We start from the raw sequence: 23463 nt of genomic DNA, 5'->3' as shown, positions 1-23463 counted from the left end.
ACCTCCCTGTCCGTCGCCCGTCACGGTGTCACCCCGGCGAGCAGCAACTGCTTCCACGACTGGTCTCCGGCCGTCCGGTACTGGCCGCCGGTACCCCCGAACTGCAGGGGTCGGCCGTCCGAGGCGAGCACGAGGCCGGTCGCGGGGTCGTACCCGCCGGGCGCGACCGGCGTGGCCCCGGCCGCGGACGGCGGGGCGGGGTCCCGGCCGGACGGTCGCGGGGCGTTGCCGGCGCCCCGCACGCTCCCCCCGGCCGCCCGGTCCCCCTCGCCGCAACGCGTCCCACCGCCCGAGTACACGCAGGACGGTGGGTCGCCGACGTTCAGGACCAGGCCGAGGTGGGCGGTGCCGTCGCCCGGAGTGACGGTGAACCCGCCGGCCACGGCGATCGGGTAGACCACCAGCAGCTGCTCGATCCCGGGCAGCCGCCGCGCCGCGACGCCGCCCGTGGTCACCAGGTTGCCGAGCAGCGTGCCGACGGTCGGCTCCAGGCCGCGCAGCAGCGTCCGCAGTTCCGCGCCGGCGGGCGGGCCGTCGGCGAGCAGCCGCCGCAGGTCGGGATCGGCCGAGCGGACGGTGGCCGCCAGCGCCGCGAGCCCCGCGGACCAGCGGCGCAGCGCCTCGGCCGACTCGGCCTGGGTGGTCAGCACGGTGCGCCCGTCGCGGATCAGGGCCAGCGTCTCGGGCAGCCGGGCGGCGGCGTCGGCGAGCAGCGCGTCGCCGGCGTCGAGGATCCGGGCCAGCGCCTGCTCGTTGCCCTCGAACGCGGCGCCCAGCTCGCTGACGAGCACGGTGAGGTCCTCCGGATCCACGGAGCGGACCAGCTCGTCCAGGTTGGTGAGCAGTGTCTCCGGCGCGAGCGGGACACCCGTGCGGTCGGCCGGGATGACCGCGCCGTCGGCGAGATAGGGCGCGCCGTCGCGGTCCGGGCGCAGGTCGACGTACTGCTCCCCGACGGCCGAGCGCTGGGTCACGACCGCCCGCAACGCCGCGGGGACGCGGACGCCGCGCCGGATCGACAGCTCCGCCCGGACGCCGCCGGCCCGGAGCTCCACGGCGGTGACCCGGCCCACCGGCACACCCCGGTAGGTGACCGGCGCGTGCGGGAAGATCCCGCCGGCGCGGGCGAGGTCGAGGTGGACGAGGTAGCCGCCGCCGAGCAGCCGCTCACCGAGCCCGACGTAGCGGACGCCCACGTACCCGACGCCGAGCAGGCTCACCAGCACGAACACGAGCACCTGGAGTTTCGCCGTACGTCCGATCACCGCAGCAGCCCTCCCCCCAGCACGTCGCCCAGATCGCCGATCAGCCCGGTCACCGCGCCGGTCACGGGCAGCACGCACTCCGCGGTGAGCACCGTGCCGGGCAGCAGCTTCGTCCCGGCCGGGAACGCGGTGCCGGGCGGCACCAGCCCCTTGGGCAGGAGCAGCCCGCCGAGCGGCAGCAGGGAACCGGGCTTCAGGAGCTTGCAGCCCTTCGGCAGCAGGCACTCCGTGGGCGGTGTCCAGACGTTCGGGAAGTCCTTGAGGTCGGGCAGGCACTCGGTGAGCGGTGGCGGGCCCGGGCGGGGCTCCCCGCCCTCACCGGTACCGGTGCCCGGACGGGGTTTCGGCGCGACCGCGCCGGGCTTGGCCGCCGGTCGCTTCGTGCCCGGCGTGGGCGGCCGAGCCGTCGGCGCGGGCGCGGGCGGCGGGGGCGGGGCCGCGACGACGAGGTTGGCCAGGATGGTGGCCGCGTCGAGATCGGCCGTGATCGCCAGGTTGACGAAGTCGCCGGAGATCGCGCCCGTGACGTTCGGCGGGAACGGGTACGACAGCATGAAGTCCAGCGACTTCGGCAGGTTGTCGCCGGCGCGGGCCAACTGCTCCAGGATCGGTTGCAGCGCGCGGACGCTCGCGAGGGTGTCGTCCCGACTGCGGTCGACCACCCGGGTGCCGACCTTCCCCAGCTCGCCGAGGGCGGTCAGCGCGTCGGTGAGCTGGGTCCGCTGCTCGGCCAGCACGGTGATGCCCGGGGCGAGCGAGTCCAGCGCGTCACCGACCACCTGGCGCTGCCGGCTGAGCCGGTCGGTCAGGCGGTCGAGCGCCTCGATGGCCCGCACCAGGTCGGCCTTCTGCCGCTCCAGCCCGCCGACGAACGTGTCGAGCTGGTGCAGCGCGTCGCGGACGGCGGGCTCGCGCCCGTCCAGGGCACGGCCCAGTTCTTCGTTGATGGTGCGCACCTGGGCCAGCCCGCCGCCGTTGAGGAGCAGGCCGAGCGCGGCCAGCACCTCCTCCACCTCGGCGCCCCGCTCGGTGCGCGACAGCGGGATGACGTCACCGTCGGCGAGTCGGCCCGCCGCGCCGGTCGGCGGCGGAGCCACCGTCACGTACTTCTCGCCGAGCAGGCTGCTCTGCCGCACCGCCGCCGTGGCGTTGGCCGGCAGGCGCACCGCGCGGTCGATGCGCAGCCGCACCCGGGCCGTCCAGCCGGCCAGCGAGATCTTCTCCACGCTGCCCACCGTCACGTCGTCGACCTTGACGGCGGCCTGCGGCACCAGGTCGAGCACGTCGCCGAACTCGGCGGTGACCGTGTAGCCGTCGCCCGCCGGGGCGCCGCCGGGCAGCGGCAGGTCGGCCAGCTCGGGCAGGCCGCACCCGGTCGGCAGGAGCAGGACGGCGAGCGCGCCGGCCAGTGCCCGGGACAGCCGAGGAGTCATGCGCCACCTCCGAGGATCCCGCCGAGGGTGAGGTCACGGGTGATGCCGGGGCCGCCCGGCGCCCCGTCCGGACCCGGCCCACCGGCGGAGCTGACCGGAGGAGGTGCCGGTGGGGTCGGGCCGGTCGCCGGAGCGCCGGGCGGCAGCTTGAGGAGCTTGCGGAGCTGGTCGGTCAGGGGCAGGCCGCGCGCGTGCAGGGTCTGGGCGAGTGCCGTGCAGGTCTCGGGCACCTTGGCGCCCGGCAGTTGGTCGACGATGAGCGAGCACACGAAGCCGGCGGGGTCGTACGGGCCCATGACGTTGTCGCGGGTGTCCAGGGTGCCCGAGCGGGGGTTGTAGGCCAGCGCGAGGTTGTTGAGCGTCAGCGGGGCCACGTCGAGCAGGTCGATGACGGCCTTCTGCTGCCGCACGAGCACGCCGGTCACGTCGGCGAGCGCGGCCACGTTGCCGGTCAGCTCGTCGCGGTTGGCGCGGACGAACGTGGTGACCTCGCCCAGCGCGGCCGAAAGGTTGCGCAGCGCCGCGGCCAGCTCGTCCCGCTCGCCGGCGAGCTGCTGCGCGACGTCGGCGAGCTGCTGCTGGAAGCCGCGCACCTGCTGGTCACTGCGGGCCAGCGCCGTGGTGAACCGTTGCAGGTTGGCCACCGAGGCGAAGAGGTCCTGCCGGCCGTCGGCCAGCGTGTCGAGCGCGCGGGACAGCCCGGTCAGCGTCTCGTGCAGGTCGTCGCCGTTGCCCTCCAGGTTGGCCCGCCCGGTGGCGAGCAGGTCGGACAGGGCGCCGTCCTTGTTCGCCCCCTGCGGGCCGAGCGTGCGGTTGAAATCGTCGAGCGCCTGGTAGATGTCGTCGATCTCCAGGGGCGCGGCGGTGCGGTCGACCGGGATCTCGGCGCCGTCGGGCAGCGCGGCGCCGCCGGTGAACGCCGGCGTGAGCTGCACGTACCGGTCGCTCACCACGCTGGGCGGCACGATGAGGGCCTGCGCTCCGGCGGGGACGCTCACCTCCGCGTCGTAGCGCATGCGCACCCGGACGACCCGCCCCTGCGGGGTCACCTGCTCCACCTCGCCGACGCGCACCCCGAGCACCCGCACGTCCGAGCCCGGATAGACCCCGACCGCGCGCGTGAAGTACGCGACCACCCACCGCTGCGGCGGCTCGTGACGCCAGACCACGAGACCCGCGGCGAGGGCGGTCACGAGCACGGTGGCGGCGGCGACGGGTCGGCGCCACCCTCGGATCGGCCCGGACATCAGCGTCCTCCCGTCGGCACGTAGGGCTGCAACAGGCCACTCACGTACGAGTCGAACCAGCGGCCGTTGCCGACCACGTTGGCGAAGGCGGTGACGAACGGCGCCATCCGCTGGATCGTCTGCTCCAGCTCGTCGCGGTTGCGCTGGAGCACGGCGACCACGTCGCGCAGCTTGCGCAGCGCCGGTTCGAGTTGGGCGCGGTTGTCGGCCACCAGCCCGGACAGCTCCCGGGACAGCTCGTCGGTGCCGACCAGCAGCCGGTGAATGGCGTCGCGGCGGCGGCTCACCTCGGCCAGCAGCGCCTCGCCGTCGGCGACCAGCTTGCGGAACTCCTCGTCCCTTGTGGCCAGCACGTCGGTGACCTGGCGGGCCCGGCCGAGGAGGGCGCGCAGCTCGGCGTCGCGCTCGGCCACCGTCCGGGACAGCCGCGAGAGGCCGGTGAGGGACGACTGGACGCTGCCGGGGGTGTCGGCGAACGTGTCGCTCAGTGTGCGGAACGCGGTGGCGAGCTGGTCGGTGTCGACCCGGTCCAGGGTGTCGGCGAGCCCGGTGACCGCCTGCACCACGTCGAACGGGGCCGCCGTGCGGTCCAGCGGGATCCGGGCGCCCTCGGCCAGCCGTCCCGGGCCCGCCGGGGTGAGGGCCAGGTACTTCTGCCCGAGCACCGTCTTGATCCGGATCATCGCGCCGGTGTCCCGGCCGAGGCGTACGGAGTCGTCGTCGACCCGGAACCGGACCCGCACGTACGGCTGGGCGTCGCGGGCCAGCTCGACGGCCGTCACGGCGCCGACCCGGACCCCGGCGACCCGGACCTCGTTGCCGGCGGCGAGGCCGCTCGCGTCGTGGAAGGCCGCCTGGTACGTCCGGCCGGTGAGCGCGGCCAGCCGGTCGAGCTGGAAGGCGCCGAGCAGGGCGGCGGCCACCAGGGTCAGCCCGACGGTGCCGACGACGACCGGGTTGCGTTCGCGGAAGGGTTTCACTGGCGGCCTCCGGTGGCGCAGCGGGCGGCCGGCGCGCTGAGGGTCGCCGGGTTGAGCGGGGCGTGCCCGGCGACGGCCACCCGGCCGTCGAAGTCGCAGAGGTAGAAGTTGAACCAGGAGCCGTAGGAGGCGACCCGGGTGAGGGCCTCGTACCGTTCCGGCAGCCGGCCGAGCGTGCCGTCGATGACGGCCGCGTTGCGGTCGAGGGTGCCCGCGAGGTCGCCGAGGGCGCGTACGTCGGCGGCGAGCGGCGGCCGGGCCTCCTTCAGCAGGCCGGCGGTCACGTCGGTGAGCTCGCCGAGGTTGGCCAGGGCGTCGCCGATCGCGGTGCGGTCGGCGGCCAGGCCGGAGACGAACTGCTGCACCTGGGCGATCGTCTGGTCGAGTTCGGCGTCGCGGCCGGCCAGCGTGCCGAGCACCTCGTTGAGGTTGGTGACCACCCGGCCGATGACGGCGTCCCGGTCGGCGAGCGTGTTGGTGAGCGACGCGGTGCGTTGCAGCAGGCTGGCGACCGTACCGCCCTCGCCCTGGAACACCTGGATGATCTCGTAGGCGAGTTTGTTGACGTCGTCGGGGTTCAGCGCCGTGAACAGTGGCCGGAACCCGTTGAACAGCGTGGTGAGGTCGAGTGCCGGCGTGGTCTGGGCGAGGGGGATCAGCCCGTCCGCCGGCAGCGGACGGCCGTCACCGGGGCCCTCGGTGAGCGCCAGGTAGCGCTGGCCGACGAGGTTGCGGTAGCGGATCTTGGCGCGCGCGCTCGTGGCCAGCGGCAGGTCGTCGGTGACCGTGAAGGCCACCTCCGCCACGGTGTCGTCGACGACCCGGATGTCCCGGACCTTGCCGACCCGCACCCCGGCGACCCGGACGTCGTCGCCGGCGAGCAGCCCGGTGACGTCGGTGAACCGGGCCCGGTAGGTGACCCCGCCGGGCGGGAAGGCGCCGAGGGTCTGGGCGAGCAACGCGGTGAGCAGCACCGTCACCGCCGCGAAGACCAGCAGCTTGACGAGCGGCGCGAGCGTCTTCCCGGTCATCGGGCGTTCACCACCCCACCACGCAGCAGCGGCCCCCACAGCAGGACCGCGACGTCCGGCACCTCCGCGGGCAGGAGGCCGGTGAGCGCGCCGAGGAGCGGCCTGACGAGCGCCTGCTCCTCGGCGGTGCCGGCCCGGCCCATCTCGACGGGGAGGTTGCCGTCGGCGGGGGCGGCCGGGCGGGCGGGCGTCGCGGGCGCGGCGGGCGGCTTCGCGGGCGCCCGGCCCGGTACGCCGACCCGCAGCAGGGGGTGCGGACGGTCGCCGGAGTAGTCGTAGCCGTCGTTCACGGGCATCTCCGGTGCGGGGACGGGCGGGTGCGGCAGGCCGTGGCACTGCGGGCCGTTGCGGGCCCCGTACACCGGCTCGTCCCGGCCCGGCTCGTACGGCCCGCCGTCCCGGGTCACCTCGAGCGTGACGTGCATCCGTCCGCCCGCGAAGGCCTCCTCGACCCGGGGCTGGAGCGCCACCAGGCCGTCGACGAGGCACGGGTACTCCGGGGCGTACGTGGCGAGCAGTTCGAGCACCGGCCGGCTGACGTCGCCCAGCCGGATGAGCTGGTCGCCGTGCCGGTCGAGGAAGCCCTCGGCGGTCTCGGCCGTGCCGGTGGTGTCGGCGAGGAACGCGGCGAGCTGGGTGCGCTGGTCGGCGACGGTCGCGGCGGTGACGGTGACGTCGCGCAGCAGGGCGAGCAGGTCGGGCAGCGCGGCGTCGTAGGCGTCGAGCACGGTGGCGAGCTTCCGGACGTCCTCGGTGATGGTGGGCATCGCGGGGTTCAGCTCGCGCAGGTACGCCCCGAGCCGCTCGACGGTCGCGCCGAGCTGCTCGCCGCGTCCCTCGAGGGCGGTCGCCAGCGCGGCGAGCGTGGCGGCGAGCTGGTCGGGGCGGATCGACTGGAGCAGCGGCAGCGCCTCGTCGAGCACCCTTTCCAGCTCCACAGCGGTCTGGCTGCGGTCCTGGCCGATGACCGCGCCGTCGCGGATCGGCGCGGCGCCACCGCCGGGCGGCGGGACCAGCTCGACGTACCGCTCGCCGAAGAGCGTCTTGGGCAACAGGCGGGCGGTCACGTCGGCGGGGATCCGGTCGGTGCGGGCGGGGTCGATCGCCAGCCGCAGCACGGCGCCCGCGCCGGTGCTGCGCACCGATCGCACGTCGCCCACGAGCACCCCGCGTACCTTCACGTCGGCGCCCTCGGTGAGCTGCAGGCCGGCGCGGTCCGCGTGCAGGGTGACCCACGCCACGGGGGTGAACGCCCTGTGGTACTGCAGCACCGAGGCGGTCAGCGCCGCGGCCAGCACGGCGACGAAGACGATGCCGAGGATGCGATGTCTCATGCTCACCCCGCGATCCGGACGGTGGTGGTCGCGCCCCAGATGGCCAGCGACAGGAAGAAGTCGACGACGTTGACCGCCACGATGGCGAGGCGGACGGCCCGGCCCACGGCGACGCCCACGCCGGCCGGCCCGCCGCTGGCCGTGTAGCCGTACCAGCAGTGCACGAGCACGACGATCACGCTGAACACGAGCACCTTGCCGAACGACCAGAGCACGTCGCCCGGTGGCAGGAACAGGTGGAAGTAGTAGTCGTACGTGCCGGCCGACTGTCCGAAGTAGAAGACGGCGATGGTGCGGGTGGCCAGGTAGCTGGCGAGCAGGCCCACCACGTACAGCGGGACCACCGCGACAAAGCCGGCGATCATCCGGGTGGTGACGAGGAACGGCAGGGACGGCACGCCCATCACCTCGAGCGCGTCCACCTCCTCGGAGATCCGCATGGCTCCGAGCTGCGCCGTGAACCCGCAGCCCACGGTCGCCGACAGGGCCAGCGCCGCCACCAGCGGCGAGATCTCCCGGGTGTTGAAGTACGCGGAGACGAAGCCGGTGAACGCGCTGCTGCCGATCTGGTTGAGCGCCTGGTAGCCCTGCAACCCCACCTCGGTGCCGGTGAAGAACGTGAGGAAGCAGATGACGCCGACGGTGCCGCCGAGCACCGCGAGCGCGCCCGAACCGAAGCTGATCTCGGCGAGCAGCCGTACCACCTCGCGCTTGTAGCGGCGCAGCGTGCGGGGGCTCCAGGCGAACGCCCGCAGGTAGAAGGCGAGCTGGCCGCCCAGTCCGTCGAGGAGTCGCCACAGCGCCACGTCAGCTTCCCTTCTGCGGTACGACCTGGAAGTACACGGCCGTGACGAGGAAGTTCAGCGCGAACAGCAGCATGAACGTGATGACGACGCTCTGGTTGACCGCGTCCCCCACACCCTTCGGGCCGCCCTTCGCGGTCATCCCCTTGTACGACGCCACCAGCGCGGCGGCGGCGCCGAACAGCACCGCCTTCACCTCGCCGACGAGCAGGTCGGGCAGTTGGCCGAGCGCCTGGAAGCTGGCCAGGTACGCCCCCGGCGTGCCGCCCTGGAGGACGACGTTGAAGGCGTAGCCACCGGTCACGCCGACCACGCTCACGAGCCCGTTGAGCAGCACCGCCACGAGCATCGAGGCGAGCACCCGGGGCACCACGAGCCGCTGGATCGGGTCGATGCCGAGCACCTGCATGGCGTCCAACTCCTCGCGGATCTTCCGCGAGCCCAGGTCGGCGCAGATGGCCGAGCCGCCCGCGCCGGCGATGACCAGCGCGGTGACGATGGGCCCGGCCTCCCGCACGACGGCGAGCACCGAGGCGGCGCCCGTGAACGACTGCGCGCCGAGTTGGCGGACCAGCGAGCCGAGTTGCAGTGCGATGACCGCGCCGAACGGGATCGACACGAGCGCGGCGGGCAGGATCGAGACCGAGCTGATGAACCAGGCCTGCTGGACGAACTCGCGCACCTGCACGGGCCGGCGGAAGAGCCCACGCAGGGCGTCCAGGCAGAACGCGAAGAACTCGCCGGTGCGGCGTACCGCCGTGACGGGGGCGCTCACCGGGGCCCACCTCCCGCGCCGACCGGCCCGGGTCGGCGGTCGCCGTCGCCGGCGGCCGTCCCGGCCACCGCGTCCGCGAAGGAGCCCGGCGGCGGTGTGACGCCGTGCTCGCGGCACCACTGCCCCGGCGGTCGTTCGGCCCGGCGCGGCCTCCCGTCGGACGGCGGCAGTTGGAGCGGGATGGGCGGCAGCGGGGGCAGTTCGGCGCCCGCCTGCGCCTCGGCCGCCAACTCCTCGGCGTCCTTCTCCTCGGCCATGCCGATCGGGCCGATCCGCTGCGCGTTCAGGAACTGCCGCACGACCGGTTCGGTGCTGGAGAGCAGCATCTCCCGCGGCCCGAACATGGCCAGGCGCCCGTGGTAGATGAGGCCGATGTTGTCCGGCACCGTCCGGGCGGTGTTGATGTCGTGGGTGACGATCAGGAACGTCGCCTCGGTGCGTTGGTTGAGGTCGATGATGAGCTGGTTGAGGTACGCGGTGCGCACCGGGTCCAGCCCGGAGTCCGGCTCGTCGAACAGGATGATCCGCGGGTCGAGGACGAGCGCCCGGGCCAGCCCGGCGCGTTTGCGCATCCCTCCGGAGATCTCGCCCGGCAGCTTCCGCTCGGCGCCCACGAGACCCACCATGTCCAGCTTCTCGGTGACCACGGCGCGGATCTCCGCCTCGGTCTTGCGGGTGTGCTCACGCAGTGGGAACGCCACGTTGTCGTAGATGGTCATGGAGCCGAACAGCGCGCCGTCCTGGAACAGGACGCCGAAGAGCTTGCGGACCTCGTAGAGGGCGCGCTCGGAGAGCCGCGGCAGGTCGAGGCCCTCGATGACGATCGAGCCCCGGTCCGGGCGGAGCAGCCCGACGAGGGTCTTGAGGAACACCGACTTGCCCGTGCCGGAGGGGCCGAGCAGCACCGAGATCTCACCCGCCGGAAGGGTGAGGGTGACGTCCGACCAGACCGGCTGGCCGTTGAAGGACTTGGTGAGCCCTTGCACGGCCACCTCGACACCCATGGCCCCTCCTCCCACTCGCTAATGGGGACATCGCGGGAGAGCGTCCGAACGCAACACACTTTCTTTGCGGCACCGGCGGATGACGGAGCGTGAGGTGGCGCGCCGGCGGGCGGCTCGATAGCGTGCCCGTTAACCGGCCGGTAACCGAAGGTGTCCCCCCGACGCATGACGACCACCATCGAGCCCCAGCTCGTCCGCCGGGCCGCCCAGGGCGACCGGACGGCCACCGCGATGCTGCTCGCCGACGTCCGCCCCGGGCTGGTCCGCTACTGCCGGGCCCGCCTGGGCCGCATCGGCGGGGCGTACACCACGGCCGACGACGTGGCGCAGGAGATCTGCCTCGCCGTCCTGCGGGCCCTGCCCACCTACCGCGAGCGGGGCGTGCCGTTCTCCGCGTTCGTGTACGCCATCGCCGGGCACAAGGTGGCCGACGCGCAGCGCGCGGCGGTCCGCGCGGCCTCCGTCACCGCCGACGACCCGCCGCCCGAGACGCCCGACGCGGACCCGGGCCCCGAGCAGCGGGCGGTGGCCACCGACCTGGCGCGCCGGCTCTCCGGGCTGCTCGACCAGTTGCCCGAGACGCAACGGGAGATCGTCGTGCTGCGCGTGGCCGTGGGCCTCTCCGCCGAGGAGGTGGGCGCCATCGTCGACATGTCCGCGGCGGCCGTCCGCGTGGCCCAGTCCCGCGCGCTGGCCCGGCTCCGTACGCTGGCCGGCGACACACTCGGCGAGGTGGCGGCATGACCGAGCGGGCCCGCGACGGCGGGGAGGACCTGGACCTGGCGACGATCGCCCGGGACGACGCGCTCCTCGACGCGCTCGGCCGCGGCGAGACCGCGCCCGCCGGCGACGAGGTGGCCGCGCTGCTGGCCGCCTGGCGCACGGACCTCGACGACGACGCCGACCAGCGGCTGATCCGAGCCGCCGTGGACGTCCCGCCCCCGGCGCCGCTGCCCGGGCCGGCGCCGGTCGGCCGGGGCGCGCTGCGCCTCGCCGCCGCCGTCGTCGTGCTTCTGGCGATCGTCACCGGGCTCGGCGCCGGCAGCCGTCACGCCGGACCGGCCAGTCCACTCTGGTCACTGACCCGCGTGCTCTACCCGGAGCACGCCCAGATGCGGGTCGTCGAGGACACCCTGGCCCGGGCTCGTGCGGCCCTGACGGCGGGCCGGCTCGACGAGGCGCGGGCCCTCGTGGAGCGGGCGCGCCGCGACCTCACCGCCGTCGACGACCGGGCCGCCGCCGCGCGGCTGCGCGCCGACCTCGACGGGCTGGACCGCGACCTCGCGGCGGCGGCGCCGGCGCCCGTCGTGCCCGCGCCGTCCGCGCCCACGGGTGGTCCGGCGCCGGCGAGTCCGACGCCGGCCGGCCCGACGCCGGCCGGGCCGACGAGCGCTCCGGCGCCGGGCGCCACCGGTCACGCCCCCGTGCCGTCCGCGCCGCGGCCCCCGTCGTCGTCGGTTGCGCCCGGCCCGCCCCGCATCCTGCCGCTGCCGTCCCTGCCCGGCCTGGACCCGATAGTCCCGCCGATCCTGCCGCTGCCCTCCCTGCCGGGACTGCCGCTGCCGCTGCCCACCGTCGTAACGCTCGGCTGAGCAAGGCACCGTCGTCCGGCGAGGCCAGTCAGGCGGCCGGGCGGGTGAGCGCGAACACGAGGCCCGCGACGGCGCAGCAGCCCGCCGACAGCAGCAGGGCCCAGCCGGTGCCGACGGCCACGGCGGCGCCCATCGACGCGACGCCGAGGGTGGCGCCCACCTGGCGTACGGCGTTGAGCAGTCCGCCCACCGCGCCCGCCGTACCCGGCGGTGCGACGCCGACCAGGGCCGCGACCAGGGCCGGCAGGACGGAGGAGACGCCGAGACCGGTGAGCAGGAGACCCGCCGCGAGCCACGGGTAGCCGCCACCGGCGAAGACGACGCCGGCCAGGACCAGCCCGCCGGCGGCCAGCAGGCCGAGCCCGGCGAGGATCGGGCGGCGCGGGCCCACCCGGCTCACGATCCGGCCCGTGAGCGGAGGATTGGCCACGAACGGGACGGTCAGCGGGAGGAACGCCAGGCCGGTCTCCAGCGAATCCAACCGCCACTGCTGTTCGAGCAGCAGTGGCAGCACGAACAGCCCGCCGGTCAACGCGAAGTTCGCCACCGCGGCGGCCAGCAGCCCGGCGCGCACCCCGGCCGACCGCAGCAGGGCCCGGTTCAGCACCGGGGCCACGCTGCGGCGCTCCCGCGCCCGGAACGCCAGCGCCGACACGGCGAGCCCGGCGGACGACCACGCGGCATGTGCCCAGGCGCGGGCGCCGGTGGCGATCAGCGCGTCGGTGCACAGCGCCAGCACCGCGGTTGCCGCGAGCTGGGCGGGCCAGTCGATCCGATGGTCGTTGCGGGGGCACACCACGGCCCGCCCCCGGGTCAGCCACAGCACCAGGAGCCCGATGGGCACGTTGACGAGGAAGACCGCCCGCCACCCGGCCGCGGCCACGAGCGCACCGCCCACGACCGGGCCGGCGGCCACGGCCGCGCCGCTGATGGCGGCCCACGTCGACACCGCACGTGCCCGCGGTCCGGCCCCGGGGTACAGCCGGGCGATCATCGCCATCGAGGCGGGTACGCACGCCGCCGCGGCCACCCCCGACACCGCGCGCAGGACGAGCAGGGCCCACAAGTCCGGTGCGACCACGCTGAGCAGGGACGCGATCGCGAACACGGCGACACCGGCCCGGAAGAGGCGCTCGGCGCCGAACCGGTCCGCCGCCGCGCCGGCCGACAGCAGCAGGGCGGCGAACGCCACGGTGTAGCCGGTGGTCGCCCACTGCAACCCGGCCATCGAGGTGTGCAACGACGACGCCAGGTCGGGTTCGGCTACCGGCAGCACCGTCATGTCCAGCAGCACCATGAAGTAGCCGAGCGAGATGCCCGTCAGCGCGCGGGCGCGGACCCGCCGGGGCGCGGCCTCGGCGGGCGGGGACGGGCACGGGGACGGGTTCACGAGGGTCATGCGCGACAGCTCCGAGTCGTACGGAAAGGGGCGCGACCACTGTCCGCGTGCGCGGGTGTCCGGCTCCACCGCCGGGGCCGTACGCCGCGTTCGGAATTCCCGAACGCCCCGCGCTGTTGGCACACCGCGTGGAACTGCGCCAGCTCAGGACCTTCCAGGCCGTCGTCCGGCACCGGACGGTGACCGACGCCGCCGTCGCGCTCGGCCTCGCCCCCTCGTCCGTCTCCCAGCAGATCCGGGCGCTCGAGGCCGCGCTCGGCGTTGACCTGTTCGCGCGCGGCCCCCGGGGCATGGAGCTGACCCGGGCGGGGCAGCGGCTGCGGGGGTGGGCACGATCGCTGCTCGACCAGGCCGAGCAGGCGGCCCGAGACGTCCGGGGCGAACGGCAGCGGCTGCGGCTGGGCGCGCTGGAGACCCTCGCCGGCTCCCACGTGCCCCACGTGCTCACCCGGCTGGCGCGACGCCGGCCCGACATCGACGTCGACGTGCACGCCGACCGCTCCCGCGCCGGGCTCCTCACCGACCTGACCGAGAGCCGCCTGGACGCGGCCCTGCTGCTGGACTCCGGCGACGAAGTCGGTGGGCTCGGCTTTCCCGCTCCCGCCGAGCCGCTCACCTTCGTCGACCTGGAGCCGGTCCCGCTCGTGCTGGTCTCCGCGCCGACCCACCCGCTGGCCGTCCGCGGGGCGTTGACCCCCGCCGACCTCGACGGCGAGCGGCTCCTGGTCAACGTCCCGGAGTGCTCGTTCTCGATGGCCGGGGACCGGATCCTCGGCGCCGGGCCCGAGCGGATCAGGGCCGGCGGCGTGCCGGTGATGCGCGCCTGGGCCGAGCACGGGCTCGGGATCTCGCTGCTGCCGCGGTTCGCGGTCGCCGACAGCCTCCGCGCGGGCACGCTGGTCCCGCTCGACCTTCCGCTCCCGGATCTCAGTCTGCGCCTCGTCTGGCGTACGGACCGGGAACGCCTGCCCGGCATGCGCGACGTCCTGTACGCGGCGGCCCGCCCCTGACCTCCGGGGCGGGCCGCCGGATCCGCGCCCGTCGACGCGACCGCCTAGCGGACGGCGACCACGTGCGCGGGACGCTCGACCCGTACGGGCGTGCCGTAGTCGGACAGCGCCACCGTCACGAGCCACGTCGAGCCGAAGCGCTCACCCTGCTTCACGCCCGGCTTCAGCTGCCCCTCGTTGGTCGACTCGACGGCGATCGTGGCGATCCGGCCCCCGCTCACCGTCACGGTGCCGTCCAGCCGCCGGGTGCCGGTCGCGTACCGGTCCTCGTACGGCTGGTTGCTCACGACGTGGTACGTGTCGGGACCGGTCCGGGTGACCCTGGCGTCGGCGCGGCGCAGCGCCGCGAACAGCTCCTCCGGGTCGGCCGAGGCCACGACGGTCCCCTCCGGGGCGGCGCCACCGTAGTCGAGCCGGTCGTGCCGGCCGCGCTCCTGCTTCCACGTCTTTGAGCCGGTGCTGCCGAGGAAGCGCACGCCCCGGACGAGCCGCTCCTCCGCGTACGCGGGACCGCCCGCGATGGGTGAGCGCAGGTAGCCCGTCCGCTCCCCCGGGTCGAAGGCCCCCTCCGCGGTCTCCCGGCTGCCCGGGTCCCCCTTGCTCGCGGTGGTCACCCGGATCCGGTAGCTCGTCTTCTCGCTCGCCGTGACGGCCGCGACGAGCTCCACGTTCGCCTCCCCCTCGGCCGGCGCCGGCCCCGCCGCGGCGGGTGGGCGGGTCTGCGGGGCAGAGCCGCCACCGGCGCCTCCGACCGTGGCCGAGACGGCCAGCACGCCGGCGAGACCGGCCACGCCCGCGGCGTACGCCCCGCGGCGCACCAGCGTGTGGCGGCGGTGCGCCCGGGTGGCCGCGCCGAGGACGTCCGTGGCGAGGGTGACGCCCGCGACCTCCTGGCGCATGCCGGCGGTCAACTGCTCTTCGATGTCGATGGTCATCTTCCCGCTCCGTTCCAGGCCGGGGCGTCGTCGCGCGCCCAGGCAGCAGTGACCTCGCGCAGGCGGGACAGGCCCCGCGAGGCGGTGGACTTGACGGTGCCCACAGAGCACCCGAGAACCTCGGCGGACTCCGCCTCGGTGAGCTGCTCCCAGTAGCGCAGCACCAGCACCGCCCGTTGCCGGGGCGGCAGCGTGGCGAGCGCCTGGACCAACGCCGCGCGCAGGTGCAGCGCGTCGGTGCCGTCGGGCTGGCTCGGCGGCTCGATTTCGGCCAGCACCTCGGGTCGCCGCCCGCGCCGCCGCCACTGGTCGACCGCCAGGTGGTACAACGTGCGGCGCAGGTATCCCTCCGGGTCACCGTGGATCCGGTGCCAGTGCCGCATGAGGCGCTCCAGTGCCGCCTGCAGCAGGTCCTCCCCCGCGGCACGGCTGCCGGTCAGCAGGACCGCCGCCGCGAGCAGGCTGTCGCCGCGTTCGGCCACGAGGGTGTCGAGCCCCTCGAAGCGTCTTCTCCAACGCACGCGCTCTCCTTCCGTCGCCACCAAGGACGACGGCCGCCGACCGAAGGTTGACCGGTCGGTGCGGGATTCCGGGCGGCGTCCGGAAGCCATTCATCCTCCGGCATCTTCCGGCGGGACGGCCGGCCGCTCGGCGAGGATCCCGGGTGGAGGAAACATGAGGGTTTCTTACGATGGTCGCGGGAAGCGCCGGCCCGGGTGAGCCCGGCCCGCCGCCGGACCGGCACCGGCCGCCCACCGGCCCTGCGGCCGCCGCTCACGCCGATGCTCGCGGCGTCGGTCGAGACCGTGCCCGAGGGCCGCGGGCTCGCGTACGAGCCGAAGTGGGACGGGTGGCGCGCCCTCGCGTTCCGCCGGGCCGACTCGGTGTACCTCCAGTCCCGGGCCGGCCGGGATCTCACCCGGTACTTCCCGGAGATCGGCCGGGCGGTCCGCGCCGCCGTGCCGCCGGGGGTGGTGCTCGACGGTGAACTCGTCGTCTGGCAGGGCGACCGCACCGACTTCGCGCTGCTGCAACGACGGGTCACGGCCGGCCGGCGGCTCACCGCCGTGGCCCGCGCCCACCCGGCCAACTACGTCGTCTTCGACGTGCTCGGCGCGCCGCCCGACCGCGTCCTGTTCGACCTGCCACTCGCCGAACGGCGGGCGCTGCTCACCGACCTGCTCGCCGACGCGCCCGCGACGCTCACCCTCTCGCCGTTGAGCACCGACGTGGGGCAGGCGAGCGAGTGGTTGCGCACCTGGACGGCCGCGGGCGTCGAGGGCGTCATGATCAAGAGCCTGGACGGCCGGTACGAACCGGGCCGCCGCGGCTGGCGCAAGTACCGGACGCGGTGCACCACCGAGGCGATCATCGGAGGTGTCACGGGCAGGGCGGACGATCCGGAGACCGTCCTGCTGGGCCACCTCGACGAGGCGGGGACGCTGCGTTACACCGGCCGCAGCCACCCGCTGCGGCCGCACCAGCGCCGGCAACTCGCCCCGCTGCTCACTCCGGCCGGCCCCGGCGGGCCCGCCCATCCGTGGCCGCAACCGCTTCCCGCGGCGTGGTCGGGGCAGCTCGACCATCCCGAGCCGCTGCCGTACGTCCCAATGGACCCGACGGTCGTCGCCGAGATCGAGGTCGACACGGCGTACGAACATCACCGCTGGCGGCACCGCGTCCGCTTCCTGCGCCCCCGGGCGGACCTCGACCCGTCGGAGGTGCCCGGCTGGGCACCGTAGGGCGCAGGCCGCACGCCTCCGCACTTGACATCCCACATAGCTAGCGGTTATCCATAAGCGATCTAGCTGAGGGGCGTGCGGGTGCAGGACGTGGTGCTGGCCATGCTGGCGAAGGAGCCGGCACACGGGTACGAGCTGCGCAGGCGGATGCGTGGTGCGCTCGGCCCGCTCGGCGAGGCGATGAACGCCGGGCAGATCTACGTGACGCTGACACGGCTGGCCAAGGCCGGGCTGGTGACCTCGGAACGGGCCGAGGGCCTGCCGGACCGGCCCGACCGGCGGGTGTACGCGCTGACGCCCGCCGGGCAGGAACGGGTCACCGCCTGGCTGACCGAGGTGACCTGGCCGAAACCGGATCTCACGGAGTTCCACCTCAAGCTCGTGGCCGCCGCGGCCGCCCGGCTGGCCGATCCGGTGGCCCTGGTCGACGCGCACCGGCGTGAGGTGCTGCGTCGGTTGCGGGACGCCCAGCGGGCCGCGCTGGACCGGTCGGTCGATCCGGTTGTCGGGTTGTTGTTGGAGGGGGTCGTGCTCCGGTTGCGGGCCGACCTGGAGTGGCTGGAGGCGTGCGAACGTATGTGGACCGCACGCGGCCGGAAGGCGGAGGCATGACCGGGTCGGCGCTGCTGCGGACGCACGGGGTGAGCCGGTGGTACGGCCGGGGAGGCGCGCTGGTGCGCGCGGTCGACGAGGTCGACCTTGAGGTGCCCGCGGGGCAGACGGTGGCGATCATGGGTCCCAGCGGTTGCGGGAAGTCGACCCTGTTGCACCTGCTCGGCGGGCTGCAACGCCCCACCGACGGCGAGATCTGGCTGGCCGAGCACCGGATCGACGCGATGAGCGAACGCGCCCTGGCCCGCCTCCGACGCCACCACGTGGGCTTCGTCTTCCAGTCCTTCCACCTGATGGACGAGCTGACCGCCGTGGAGAACGTCGAGCTGGCCGCGCTGCTGGCCGGGCAGTCTCCCCGCCGGGCGCGGCAACGTGCCCTGCATCTGCTCGACCGCGTCGGGCTCGCCGACCGCGCCCGGCACCAGCCGTCGGCGCTGTCCGGCGGCCAGCGGCAACGGGTCGCCATCGCCCGCGCGTTGAGCAACGAGCCGCTGGTCGTGCTCGCCGACGAGCCGACCGGAAACCTGGACAGCGCCGCGACCCTCGAGGTGTTGCGACTCTTCGAGGATCTGCGTACGACGGGGCAGACGCTGGTGGTGGTCACCCACGACGCGCGCATCGCCGCGGTCGCCGACCGGGTGATCTCCATGCGTGACGGCGCGTTCGCCGACGACAGCCGGCTCGCCGGCACCGGCACGCTCTACGGCGGGTCGCGCTGAGGTGGGCGGCCGTCTCCTGCTCGTGTGCCGGCTGCTGGTGCGGGACCTGCGCCGGCGCCGGACCGAAACCGTCCTGCTGCTGATCGCGATCACCGCCGCGACCGGCACGCTGACCATCGGCCTCGCCCTGAACGACGCTCTCGCCGGGCCGTACGAGCGGACCCGGGCCGCGACCGCGGGCCCCGACGTGGTGGCGATGCCGGGAGCGACCGGCCCCGACGCCCTGGCCGCCCTCGCGCCGCTGCCCACCGGGCCCGGTGTGACGGCGCACAGTGGCCCGTATCCCATCGCGTTCCTGATGCTGACCGCCCACGGCAAGACCGTGCAGGCGGTCGTCCAGGGGCGGGACGGCTCGCCGGCGGCGCTCGACCGGCCCGCGGTGACCGCCGGCACCTGGGTACGCCCCGGAGGGGTGGTCGTCGAACCCACCTTCGCCAACGCCCTCGGCGTGCACGTGGGCGACACCGTCGCCATCGGCGGTCGGTCGCTGCGGGTGGTCGGGACCGCGGTGACGGCCGCCAGAGCCGTCTACCCGAACGCCGACTGGCGCTACGACTTCGGCAGCCCCCTGGTCCAGCTCGCCGGCCTGGTCTGGGTGGACCGCAGCGAGATCGGCGTGCTGGCCGGCGGGCGGCCCCTGTCGTACACGCTGAACCTGAGACTCGCCGACCCGCAGGCCAGCGCCTCGTTCCGGCACCTGAGCAGCGGCGGGATCGAATACACCAGCTGGAGGCAGATCGCCGAGGCGGACGGCAGGCTCGTCAAGAAGGCGCACCTGGCCCTGCAGGTCGGCAGTTGGTTGCTCACCGCCCTCGCGGTGGCCAGCGTCGCCAACATCGTCGCCGGTCGCGTCGTCGACCAACGCCGCCGCGTGGGACTGCTCAAGGCCGTCGGCGCCGGACCAGCCATGATCGCCGTCGTCCACCTCGCCGAATACCTCGTCATCGGGCTCGCCGCGGCCGGCATCGGCCTGGCCGCCGGCTGGCTCGCCGCGCCCGCGCTGACCAACCCCGGTGCCGGGCTCCTCGGCTCCGTCGGCGTTCACCCGCCCGCGCTCCGCACCGTGGTCACCGCCACCGTGCTCGCCCTCGCCATCGCTGCCGCGGCGACCGTGGCGCCCGTGCTGCGCGCCGCCACCACCGACACCGTCCACGCGTTGGCCGACGCCGCCACACCACCCCGACGCCGTCGGTGGCGCGTCTGGCTGTCGCGCCGGCTACCCACCGCCCTGCTGATCGGGGTGCGCGTCAACGCCCGCCGCCCCCGCCGCGCCCGCCTCGTCATGGTGAACACCCTGATCACCACGACCGCGCTCGCCGCCCTGCTCATGGGCCTGGCACAGGACCGGCAGGTCAAGCTCGGCGATTCGGAGCTGGCCAACCCCCAGGACACGCGAACCCTCCAGGCCATGCTCCTCGTCATCGGCGTCCTCTGCGTGCTCGCGCTCATCAACGCCATCGTGAGCACCTGGACCGCCGTCCTCGACGCCCGTCACCCCCTGGCCGTCGCCCGGACACTCGGTGCCACGCCGGCGCAGGTGACCGGGGGCATGGCGGTGGCCCAGCTCCTTCCCGCGACACCCGGCGTCGCCCTCGGGATCCCGCTCGGCATCGGGCTGTATCTGGTCGTCAGTCCGGGCGAGATCCGGTACGCACCCGCCTCCTGGATGCTCGCCATGGCACTCGCGGTCCTGCTCGCCGTCGCCGTACTCACCGCCATCCCCGCCCTGACCACCACCCGGCATCCGGTCGCGGACGCCCTTCGGTCCACGCCGACCTGACCGGCAGCAGACGGCACGCGGCCGCTCACCGCGGCGGCCAGTTCCGCAGGACGGCGTCGAGGGCGTCGAGGGTCCGCGACCAGGAGGCGTCCACCTCACGCGGGGTGTGGCGGAAGCCGCCGGCCCGCTCCAGGCTCACGTACCCGTGGAACGTGCTGTGCAGCATCCGTACGGCGTCCGTCTGGTCGGGCTCGGCGAGCTGGTAGCCGCGCAGGATGGCCCGCGTCAGCTCGGCGTGCCGCACGGCCGCCGCCACGGTCGCCGGATCGGGCTGGTCGAGCTCCCGCTGGGTGGCCGCGTAACGCCCGGGGTGCTGCTTCGCGTACGCCCGGTAGGCGTCGGCGAAGGCCACCAGCGCGTCCTTGCCGGAACGGCCGGCCAGCGCGGCGGCGACGCGGTCGGCGAGCTCGGTGAGGGCCAGGGCCGCCACCCTGCCCCGCAGGTCCTGGGCGTTGCGGATGTGGGAGTAGAGGCTCGCGTCCTTGACGCCGAAGCGACGCGCGAGCGCCGACACGGTCACGTTCTCGAAGCCCACCTCGTCGGCCAGCTCGGCCGCCGCCACGGTCAGGCGTTCGACGGTCACCCCCGCACGCGCCATGTGTTCCACCCCACGCCTAGATGTCTTGGGCATTTCCCTAATAGTATTAGGCTAGATCCTATGATGCCAGCGACCGAACCCGCGATCCGCGCCTCCTTCGTCAACTGCACGAAGGGTGAAACCCAGCGTCTCGCCGTGCCGCGGGACCTCGCCGAGCGCCCCTGGGCCGACCTCGACTTCCTCGGGTGGCACGACCCCGCCGCCGAGGAACGGGCCTACCTCGTGGCCGAAGCCGACACCGGGCTCGTCGGCGTGGCGCTGCGGGTGGCGCCGCACGCCGGGCGCGCCCGGCGCAGCATGTGCTCGCTGTGCCTGACCACCCACACCGGCGACGGGGTCTCGCTGATGACCGCGCGCAAGGCCGGGCGGCAGGGGCGGCAGGGCAACTCCGTGGGCGCGTACATCTGCACCGACCTGGCCTGCTCGCTCTACCTCCGGGGCAGGAAGGACGCCGGGCGGCGGCTCGACGAGACCCTCACCGTGGCCGAGAAGGTCGACCGGACCACCGCGAACCTCGCCGCCTTCCTCCGCAAGGTCGTCGGCTGACCGCGCGGTGACCTCGGCGCCCGCCGCCGTCGGCGGGCGCCCGGGGAAGACTGGCCGCATGTCCTCGACGATGCTGGTGCTCGGGCCGAAGCTCTGGGTGGCGCTCGCCGCGCTCACCGCCGTGGCGGCGGGCGTGGCGGTCCTCGGCCGGCTGGGGCACGAGCGGCAGATCGTGGTGGCCGCCGTCCGTGCCGCCGTCCAGCTCACCGCCGTGTCCCTGCTGATCGCCGCCATCGTCACCTCGCTCCGGGCGACGGCCGGCTTCGTCGCGCTGATGTGCGTCGTCGCGTCCGGCACCGCCGCCCGGCGGATCACCCCCGGCGTACGGGGCTGGTGGGCCGGCCTGCCGGTCGCGGCGGGAAGCCTCGCCGTGGTGGCGTCGCTGCTGGTCGCCGGCCTGGTGCCGGCGCGGGGGATCGCCGTCATCCCGGTGGCCGGCATCATGATCGGCGGGGCCATGACGGCCACCTCGCTCGCCGGCCGGCGGGCCCTCGACGAGCTGACGGGGCGCCGCGGCGAGGTCGAGGCGGCGCTCGCGCTCGGCCTGGTCCCCCGCGACGCCGTGCTGCTCGTCTGCCGGTCCGCCGCCGCCCAGGCGTTGATCCCCGCGCTGGACCAGACCCGCACGGTGGGTCTCGTGACCCTCCCGGGGGCGTTCGTCGGTGTCCTGCTCGGCGGCGCGAGCCCCCTCGAAGCGGGGGTGACCCAGCTCTTCGTCCTCGTGGGGCTCCTCGCCGTGGAGGTCGTGGCGATCGTGATCACCGTCGAGCTGGTGGCCCGGGGCCGGCTGCGCCCGGCCGAGCCGGTGCCGGCCCTGGCCGGCTGAACGCGAGCCAACACGGTTGGTTTTCCCGTCCCGTCCGCCTATGGTGGTCGGATGCCAACGGTCGGTAAGTGCGCCACCACCGTCAGGACACTGACGGCGCTGCGTGCTGCCCACCGGTCCCGCCACGCCGCGCTGCCCGACGGCCGCCCCGCGGGCGCGCCCGTCGTGCCCACCGCCGTCGCCACCGGGCGGCCGAGCCCGATCCCGGGCCGTGGCCCACCGGCGGATCCGCACACCACAACGGACGCCAGGGGCGAAGCTTCCAAGCTTCGGCCCTTTTCTTTTTACCCCCGACAAGGAGACACGCCATGAGCACCGGCACCCACCGACGGGCCGACCAGGAACGGCTCGACGAGCTGCACGCATCCCTCGCCAAGGAGTTCGAGGTCCACACGGCGAGGCTGACCGAACTCACCGCCGACACGGGCGACCCCGGCCAGGCGCACACCCAGTCGGCGCTGATCGCCGCGACGCGCCAGAGCCTGGAGCAGATCGCCGGGGCGCTGCGGCGCATCGCCGACGGCAGCTACGGCGCCTGCGAACGGTGCCGGGGCGACATCCCGGCGGAGCGCCTCGGGATCCTGCCGCACGCCCGCTACTGCGTGCCCTGCCAGCAGAAGCAGAACGGCTGACGCGACCGCACGGTATGGCCGGGTCCCGGCGGGACCCGGCCACCCCCGTCCGTTCGCCCTAGAGGACCGGGCTGCCGTACACGTAGTGCGGACCGAAGGCGAAGAGGCCGTCGTTGTTCTCGTCCCAGTTGAGGAACCCGTCGACGCTCACCGTCCCGCCGCTCGGGCGGGTCGCCGAGAACGAGCAGGCGCGTACGCCCGACGCCGCCGCGTTGATGTCACCGCCGACCCAGCACTCCCACTCCTTCTTGGTGATGTCGCCCACCTGCAACTGTGGATGGATCCCGAAGCCGTCGAACTTCGTGCCGACCGTGACGGTGCTGTCGTCGTCGCTTCCCGAGTACGGTCTCCACGACACCGCGATCCAACCGGTCAAGGTCGTCGCCGACTCCTCGCGGATACAGCTGTGGTAGCTCATCTCGACGTTGCGATAGCCGGTGAGCCGGAACAGCGGCAGCTCGCGGGTGTTGCAGGCCGGCGCGGACGTGCCCGGGTTCGGCACCTCCGTCCCGGCAACCTGGTTGAACGACTCGTTGCGCTCGTCGGCGGCGCCGTCCCCGTCGCCGTACTTGTACGCCGTCATGTGGGAGAACTCCGACAGCGCCGCCTCCCGGTGGTTCATGTCCTCGGCCGTGCTGGCCTGCTCGAAGATCCACAGTCGGGTCTTGTCGGCGTTCGCCCACTTCTCGAAGAGCACGACGTGCCCGGCCGTGCCCGAGCCGTCCCACATCATGATGTCGCCCTCCTGCAGGTCCGACTTCGGGATGGTCGTCGAGACGTCGTCGAGGGTGTCGGTGGTGCGGCTCGTGGACAGCCGCCAGGCCATCGAGATGAAACCGGAGCAGTCGGTGCGGTACGGGACGCCCTCGACGTCGGTGGCCGTCGCCCCCTGGTTGTAGGGAATCCGGCGCTGCCACCAGTCGTACGCCCGGACGATGATCTCGGCCCGGCTGATCCGGGTGCCGCGCGGCTCGTCGGCCTGGGCCGGCGCGGCGACGGTGAGCGTCGCGCCCACCGAGGCCAGGACGAGCAGCGCGACGAGGACGGCGCGCCGCCTCAACGCGCCCCCACGTCCAGCATGGACGGTTCTCTGCATGGTCTCGCCTTCCGGTAGGGGTTTACGGCGACGACCATCCGCGACCGCTGTTTCAGCGTTGTGCGTCCGGTTGTTTAGATCTTCGATGTCCAGCCGTCGCGGCC

General features: G+C 74.4%; 24 protein-coding genes. 10 read left to right on the top strand and 14 right to left on the bottom strand.

The features are described from left to right. Positions 1-20: 20 nt before the first annotated feature. Genes ACSNOA_RS11605 through ACSNOA_RS11565 form a run of 9 tightly spaced genes read right to left on the bottom strand, consistent with a single transcriptional unit; the run spans position 21 to position 9872 of the window. Positions 21-1265 (bottom strand): MCE family protein, encoded by a 1245-nt coding sequence (locus tag ACSNOA_RS11605; RefSeq protein WP_436657974.1) that lies wholly within the window; start codon positions 1263-1265, stop codon positions 21-23. Next, positions 1262-2698 carry an MCE family protein gene (locus ACSNOA_RS11600; RefSeq protein WP_436657972.1) on the bottom strand — a complete coding sequence of 479 codons (1437 nt, stop codon included), beginning with the start codon at positions 2696-2698 and terminating at the stop codon, positions 1262-1264. The genes ACSNOA_RS11605 and ACSNOA_RS11600 overlap by 4 nt, the downstream gene beginning before the upstream one ends. After that, on the bottom strand, positions 2695-3945 hold the full coding sequence (locus tag ACSNOA_RS11595; protein ID WP_436657971.1) for an MCE family protein: 1251 nt from the start codon (positions 3943-3945) through the stop codon (positions 2695-2697). Before ACSNOA_RS11595 ends, ACSNOA_RS11600 begins: the two co-directional genes overlap by 4 nt. Continuing rightward, positions 3945-4925 (bottom strand): MCE family protein, encoded by a 981-nt coding sequence (locus ACSNOA_RS11590; RefSeq protein WP_436657970.1) that lies wholly within the window; start codon positions 4923-4925, stop codon positions 3945-3947. Before ACSNOA_RS11590 ends, ACSNOA_RS11595 begins: the two co-directional genes overlap by 1 nt. Further along, positions 4922-5956, bottom strand: a complete 1035-nt coding sequence (locus tag ACSNOA_RS11585) for an MCE family protein (protein ID WP_436657969.1) — start codon at positions 5954-5956, stop codon at positions 4922-4924. The genes ACSNOA_RS11590 and ACSNOA_RS11585 overlap by 4 nt, the downstream gene beginning before the upstream one ends. Beyond that, a complete protein-coding gene (locus ACSNOA_RS11580) occupies positions 5953-7290 on the bottom strand; it encodes an MCE family protein (RefSeq protein ID WP_436657968.1) in 1338 nt (445 codons plus the stop codon). The genes ACSNOA_RS11585 and ACSNOA_RS11580 overlap by 4 nt, the downstream gene beginning before the upstream one ends. Before the next feature lie 2 nt (positions 7291-7292). Next, positions 7293-8096: an MlaE family ABC transporter permease gene (locus ACSNOA_RS11575; protein ID WP_436657967.1), complete on the bottom strand. Its 804-nt coding sequence runs from the start codon at positions 8094-8096 to the stop codon at positions 7293-7295. Position 8097: 1 nt separating this feature from the next. Next, the gene (locus ACSNOA_RS11570) at positions 8098-8868 is read right to left on the bottom strand and encodes an MlaE family ABC transporter permease (protein WP_436657966.1); all 771 of its coding nucleotides are present in this window, start codon (positions 8866-8868) and stop codon (positions 8098-8100) included. Further along, positions 8865-9872 carry an ABC transporter ATP-binding protein gene (locus ACSNOA_RS11565; protein ID WP_436657965.1) on the bottom strand — a complete coding sequence of 336 codons (1008 nt, stop codon included), beginning with the start codon at positions 9870-9872 and terminating at the stop codon, positions 8865-8867. Before ACSNOA_RS11565 ends, ACSNOA_RS11570 begins: the two co-directional genes overlap by 4 nt. Positions 9873-10037: 165 nt before the next feature. Here ACSNOA_RS11565 and shbA point away from each other — a divergent pair, with 165 nt between their 5' ends. Together shbA and ACSNOA_RS11555 are read left to right on the top strand one after the other, a co-directional pair. Continuing rightward, entirely contained in the window at positions 10038-10616 is a 579-nt protein-coding gene (gene shbA / locus ACSNOA_RS11560; RefSeq protein ID WP_436657963.1) for an RNA polymerase sigma factor ShbA, read from the top strand. Then, the gene (locus tag ACSNOA_RS11555) at positions 10613-11464 is read left to right on the top strand and encodes an anti-sigma-D factor RsdA (RefSeq protein ID WP_436657962.1); all 852 of its coding nucleotides are present in this window, start codon (positions 10613-10615) and stop codon (positions 11462-11464) included. Before shbA ends, ACSNOA_RS11555 begins: the two co-directional genes overlap by 4 nt. A 28-nt stretch (positions 11465-11492) precedes the next feature. Here ACSNOA_RS11555 and ACSNOA_RS11550 read toward each other — a convergent pair whose 3' ends face one another. Beyond that, positions 11493-12863 (bottom strand): MFS transporter, encoded by a 1371-nt coding sequence (locus ACSNOA_RS11550; protein WP_436657961.1) that lies wholly within the window; start codon positions 12861-12863, stop codon positions 11493-11495. A gap of 128 nt (positions 12864-12991) precedes the next feature. On the opposite strand from ACSNOA_RS11550, the gene ACSNOA_RS11545 reads away from it, so the two are divergent. After that, positions 12992-13873 carry a LysR family transcriptional regulator gene (locus tag ACSNOA_RS11545; protein WP_436657960.1) on the top strand — a complete coding sequence of 294 codons (882 nt, stop codon included), beginning with the start codon at positions 12992-12994 and terminating at the stop codon, positions 13871-13873. Positions 13874-13917: 44 nt separating this feature from the next. Here the strand turns inward: ACSNOA_RS11545 and ACSNOA_RS11540 are convergent, their stop codons facing one another. Both ACSNOA_RS11540 and ACSNOA_RS11535 read right to left on the bottom strand, forming a co-directional pair. After that, positions 13918-14808 (bottom strand): hypothetical protein, encoded by an 891-nt coding sequence (locus ACSNOA_RS11540; protein ID WP_436657959.1) that lies wholly within the window; start codon positions 14806-14808, stop codon positions 13918-13920. Continuing rightward, positions 14805-15329, bottom strand: coding sequence for a SigE family RNA polymerase sigma factor (locus ACSNOA_RS11535; RefSeq protein WP_436657958.1), 525 nt, complete (start codon positions 15327-15329; stop codon positions 14805-14807). Before ACSNOA_RS11535 ends, ACSNOA_RS11540 begins: the two co-directional genes overlap by 4 nt. A gap of 195 nt (positions 15330-15524) precedes the next feature. On the opposite strand from ACSNOA_RS11535, the gene ACSNOA_RS11530 reads away from it, so the two are divergent. The 4 genes from ACSNOA_RS11530 to ACSNOA_RS11515 all read left to right on the top strand — a co-directional run bounded on the left by ACSNOA_RS11530 (position 15525) and on the right by ACSNOA_RS11515 (position 19661). Continuing rightward, positions 15525-16550 carry an ATP-dependent DNA ligase gene (locus ACSNOA_RS11530; RefSeq protein WP_436657957.1) on the top strand — a complete coding sequence of 342 codons (1026 nt, stop codon included), beginning with the start codon at positions 15525-15527 and terminating at the stop codon, positions 16548-16550. Positions 16551-16625: 75 nt separating this feature from the next. Continuing rightward, complete coding sequence (locus tag ACSNOA_RS11525) at positions 16626-17162, top strand: PadR family transcriptional regulator (RefSeq protein WP_436657956.1); 537 nt, start codon at positions 16626-16628, stop codon at positions 17160-17162. Further along, positions 17159-17881: an ABC transporter ATP-binding protein gene (locus ACSNOA_RS11520; protein WP_436657955.1), complete on the top strand. Its 723-nt coding sequence runs from the start codon at positions 17159-17161 to the stop codon at positions 17879-17881. The genes ACSNOA_RS11525 and ACSNOA_RS11520 overlap by 4 nt, the downstream gene beginning before the upstream one ends. 1 nt (position 17882) lies before the next feature. Further along, entirely contained in the window at positions 17883-19661 is a 1779-nt protein-coding gene (locus tag ACSNOA_RS11515; RefSeq protein ID WP_436657954.1) for an FtsX-like permease family protein, read from the top strand. A 25-nt stretch (positions 19662-19686) separates the two neighbouring features. On the opposite strand, the gene ACSNOA_RS11510 is transcribed toward ACSNOA_RS11515, so the two are convergent. Further along, positions 19687-20259, bottom strand: a complete 573-nt coding sequence (locus ACSNOA_RS11510; RefSeq protein ID WP_436657953.1) for a TetR/AcrR family transcriptional regulator — start codon at positions 20257-20259, stop codon at positions 19687-19689. A gap of 63 nt (positions 20260-20322) precedes the next feature. On the opposite strand from ACSNOA_RS11510, the gene ACSNOA_RS11505 reads away from it, so the two are divergent. The 3 genes from ACSNOA_RS11505 to ACSNOA_RS11495 all read left to right on the top strand — a co-directional run bounded on the left by ACSNOA_RS11505 (position 20323) and on the right by ACSNOA_RS11495 (position 22263). Beyond that, complete coding sequence (locus tag ACSNOA_RS11505; protein WP_436657952.1) at positions 20323-20805, top strand: FBP domain-containing protein; 483 nt, start codon at positions 20323-20325, stop codon at positions 20803-20805. 58 nt (positions 20806-20863) lie between these two features. Next, positions 20864-21631, top strand: a complete 768-nt coding sequence (locus ACSNOA_RS11500; RefSeq protein ID WP_436657951.1) for an ABC transporter permease — start codon at positions 20864-20866, stop codon at positions 21629-21631. A 308-nt stretch (positions 21632-21939) separates the two neighbouring features. After that, positions 21940-22263 carry a TraR/DksA family transcriptional regulator gene (locus tag ACSNOA_RS11495; protein ID WP_436657950.1) on the top strand — a complete coding sequence of 108 codons (324 nt, stop codon included), beginning with the start codon at positions 21940-21942 and terminating at the stop codon, positions 22261-22263. A gap of 58 nt (positions 22264-22321) precedes the next feature. On the opposite strand, the gene ACSNOA_RS11490 is transcribed toward ACSNOA_RS11495, so the two are convergent. After that, a complete protein-coding gene (locus ACSNOA_RS11490; RefSeq protein ID WP_436657949.1) occupies positions 22322-23359 on the bottom strand; it encodes an NlpC/P60 family protein in 1038 nt (345 codons plus the stop codon). Positions 23360-23463: the final 104 nt, after the last annotated feature.

It is taken from the genome of Micromonospora sp. URMC 103, from assembly GCF_051386435.1.
In the GTDB taxonomy this organism is placed as follows: domain Bacteria; phylum Actinomycetota; class Actinomycetes; order Mycobacteriales; family Micromonosporaceae; genus Micromonospora.
Note: the sequence above shows the minus strand (reverse complement) of the source record. Positions and strands in the feature narration are given on the sequence as shown.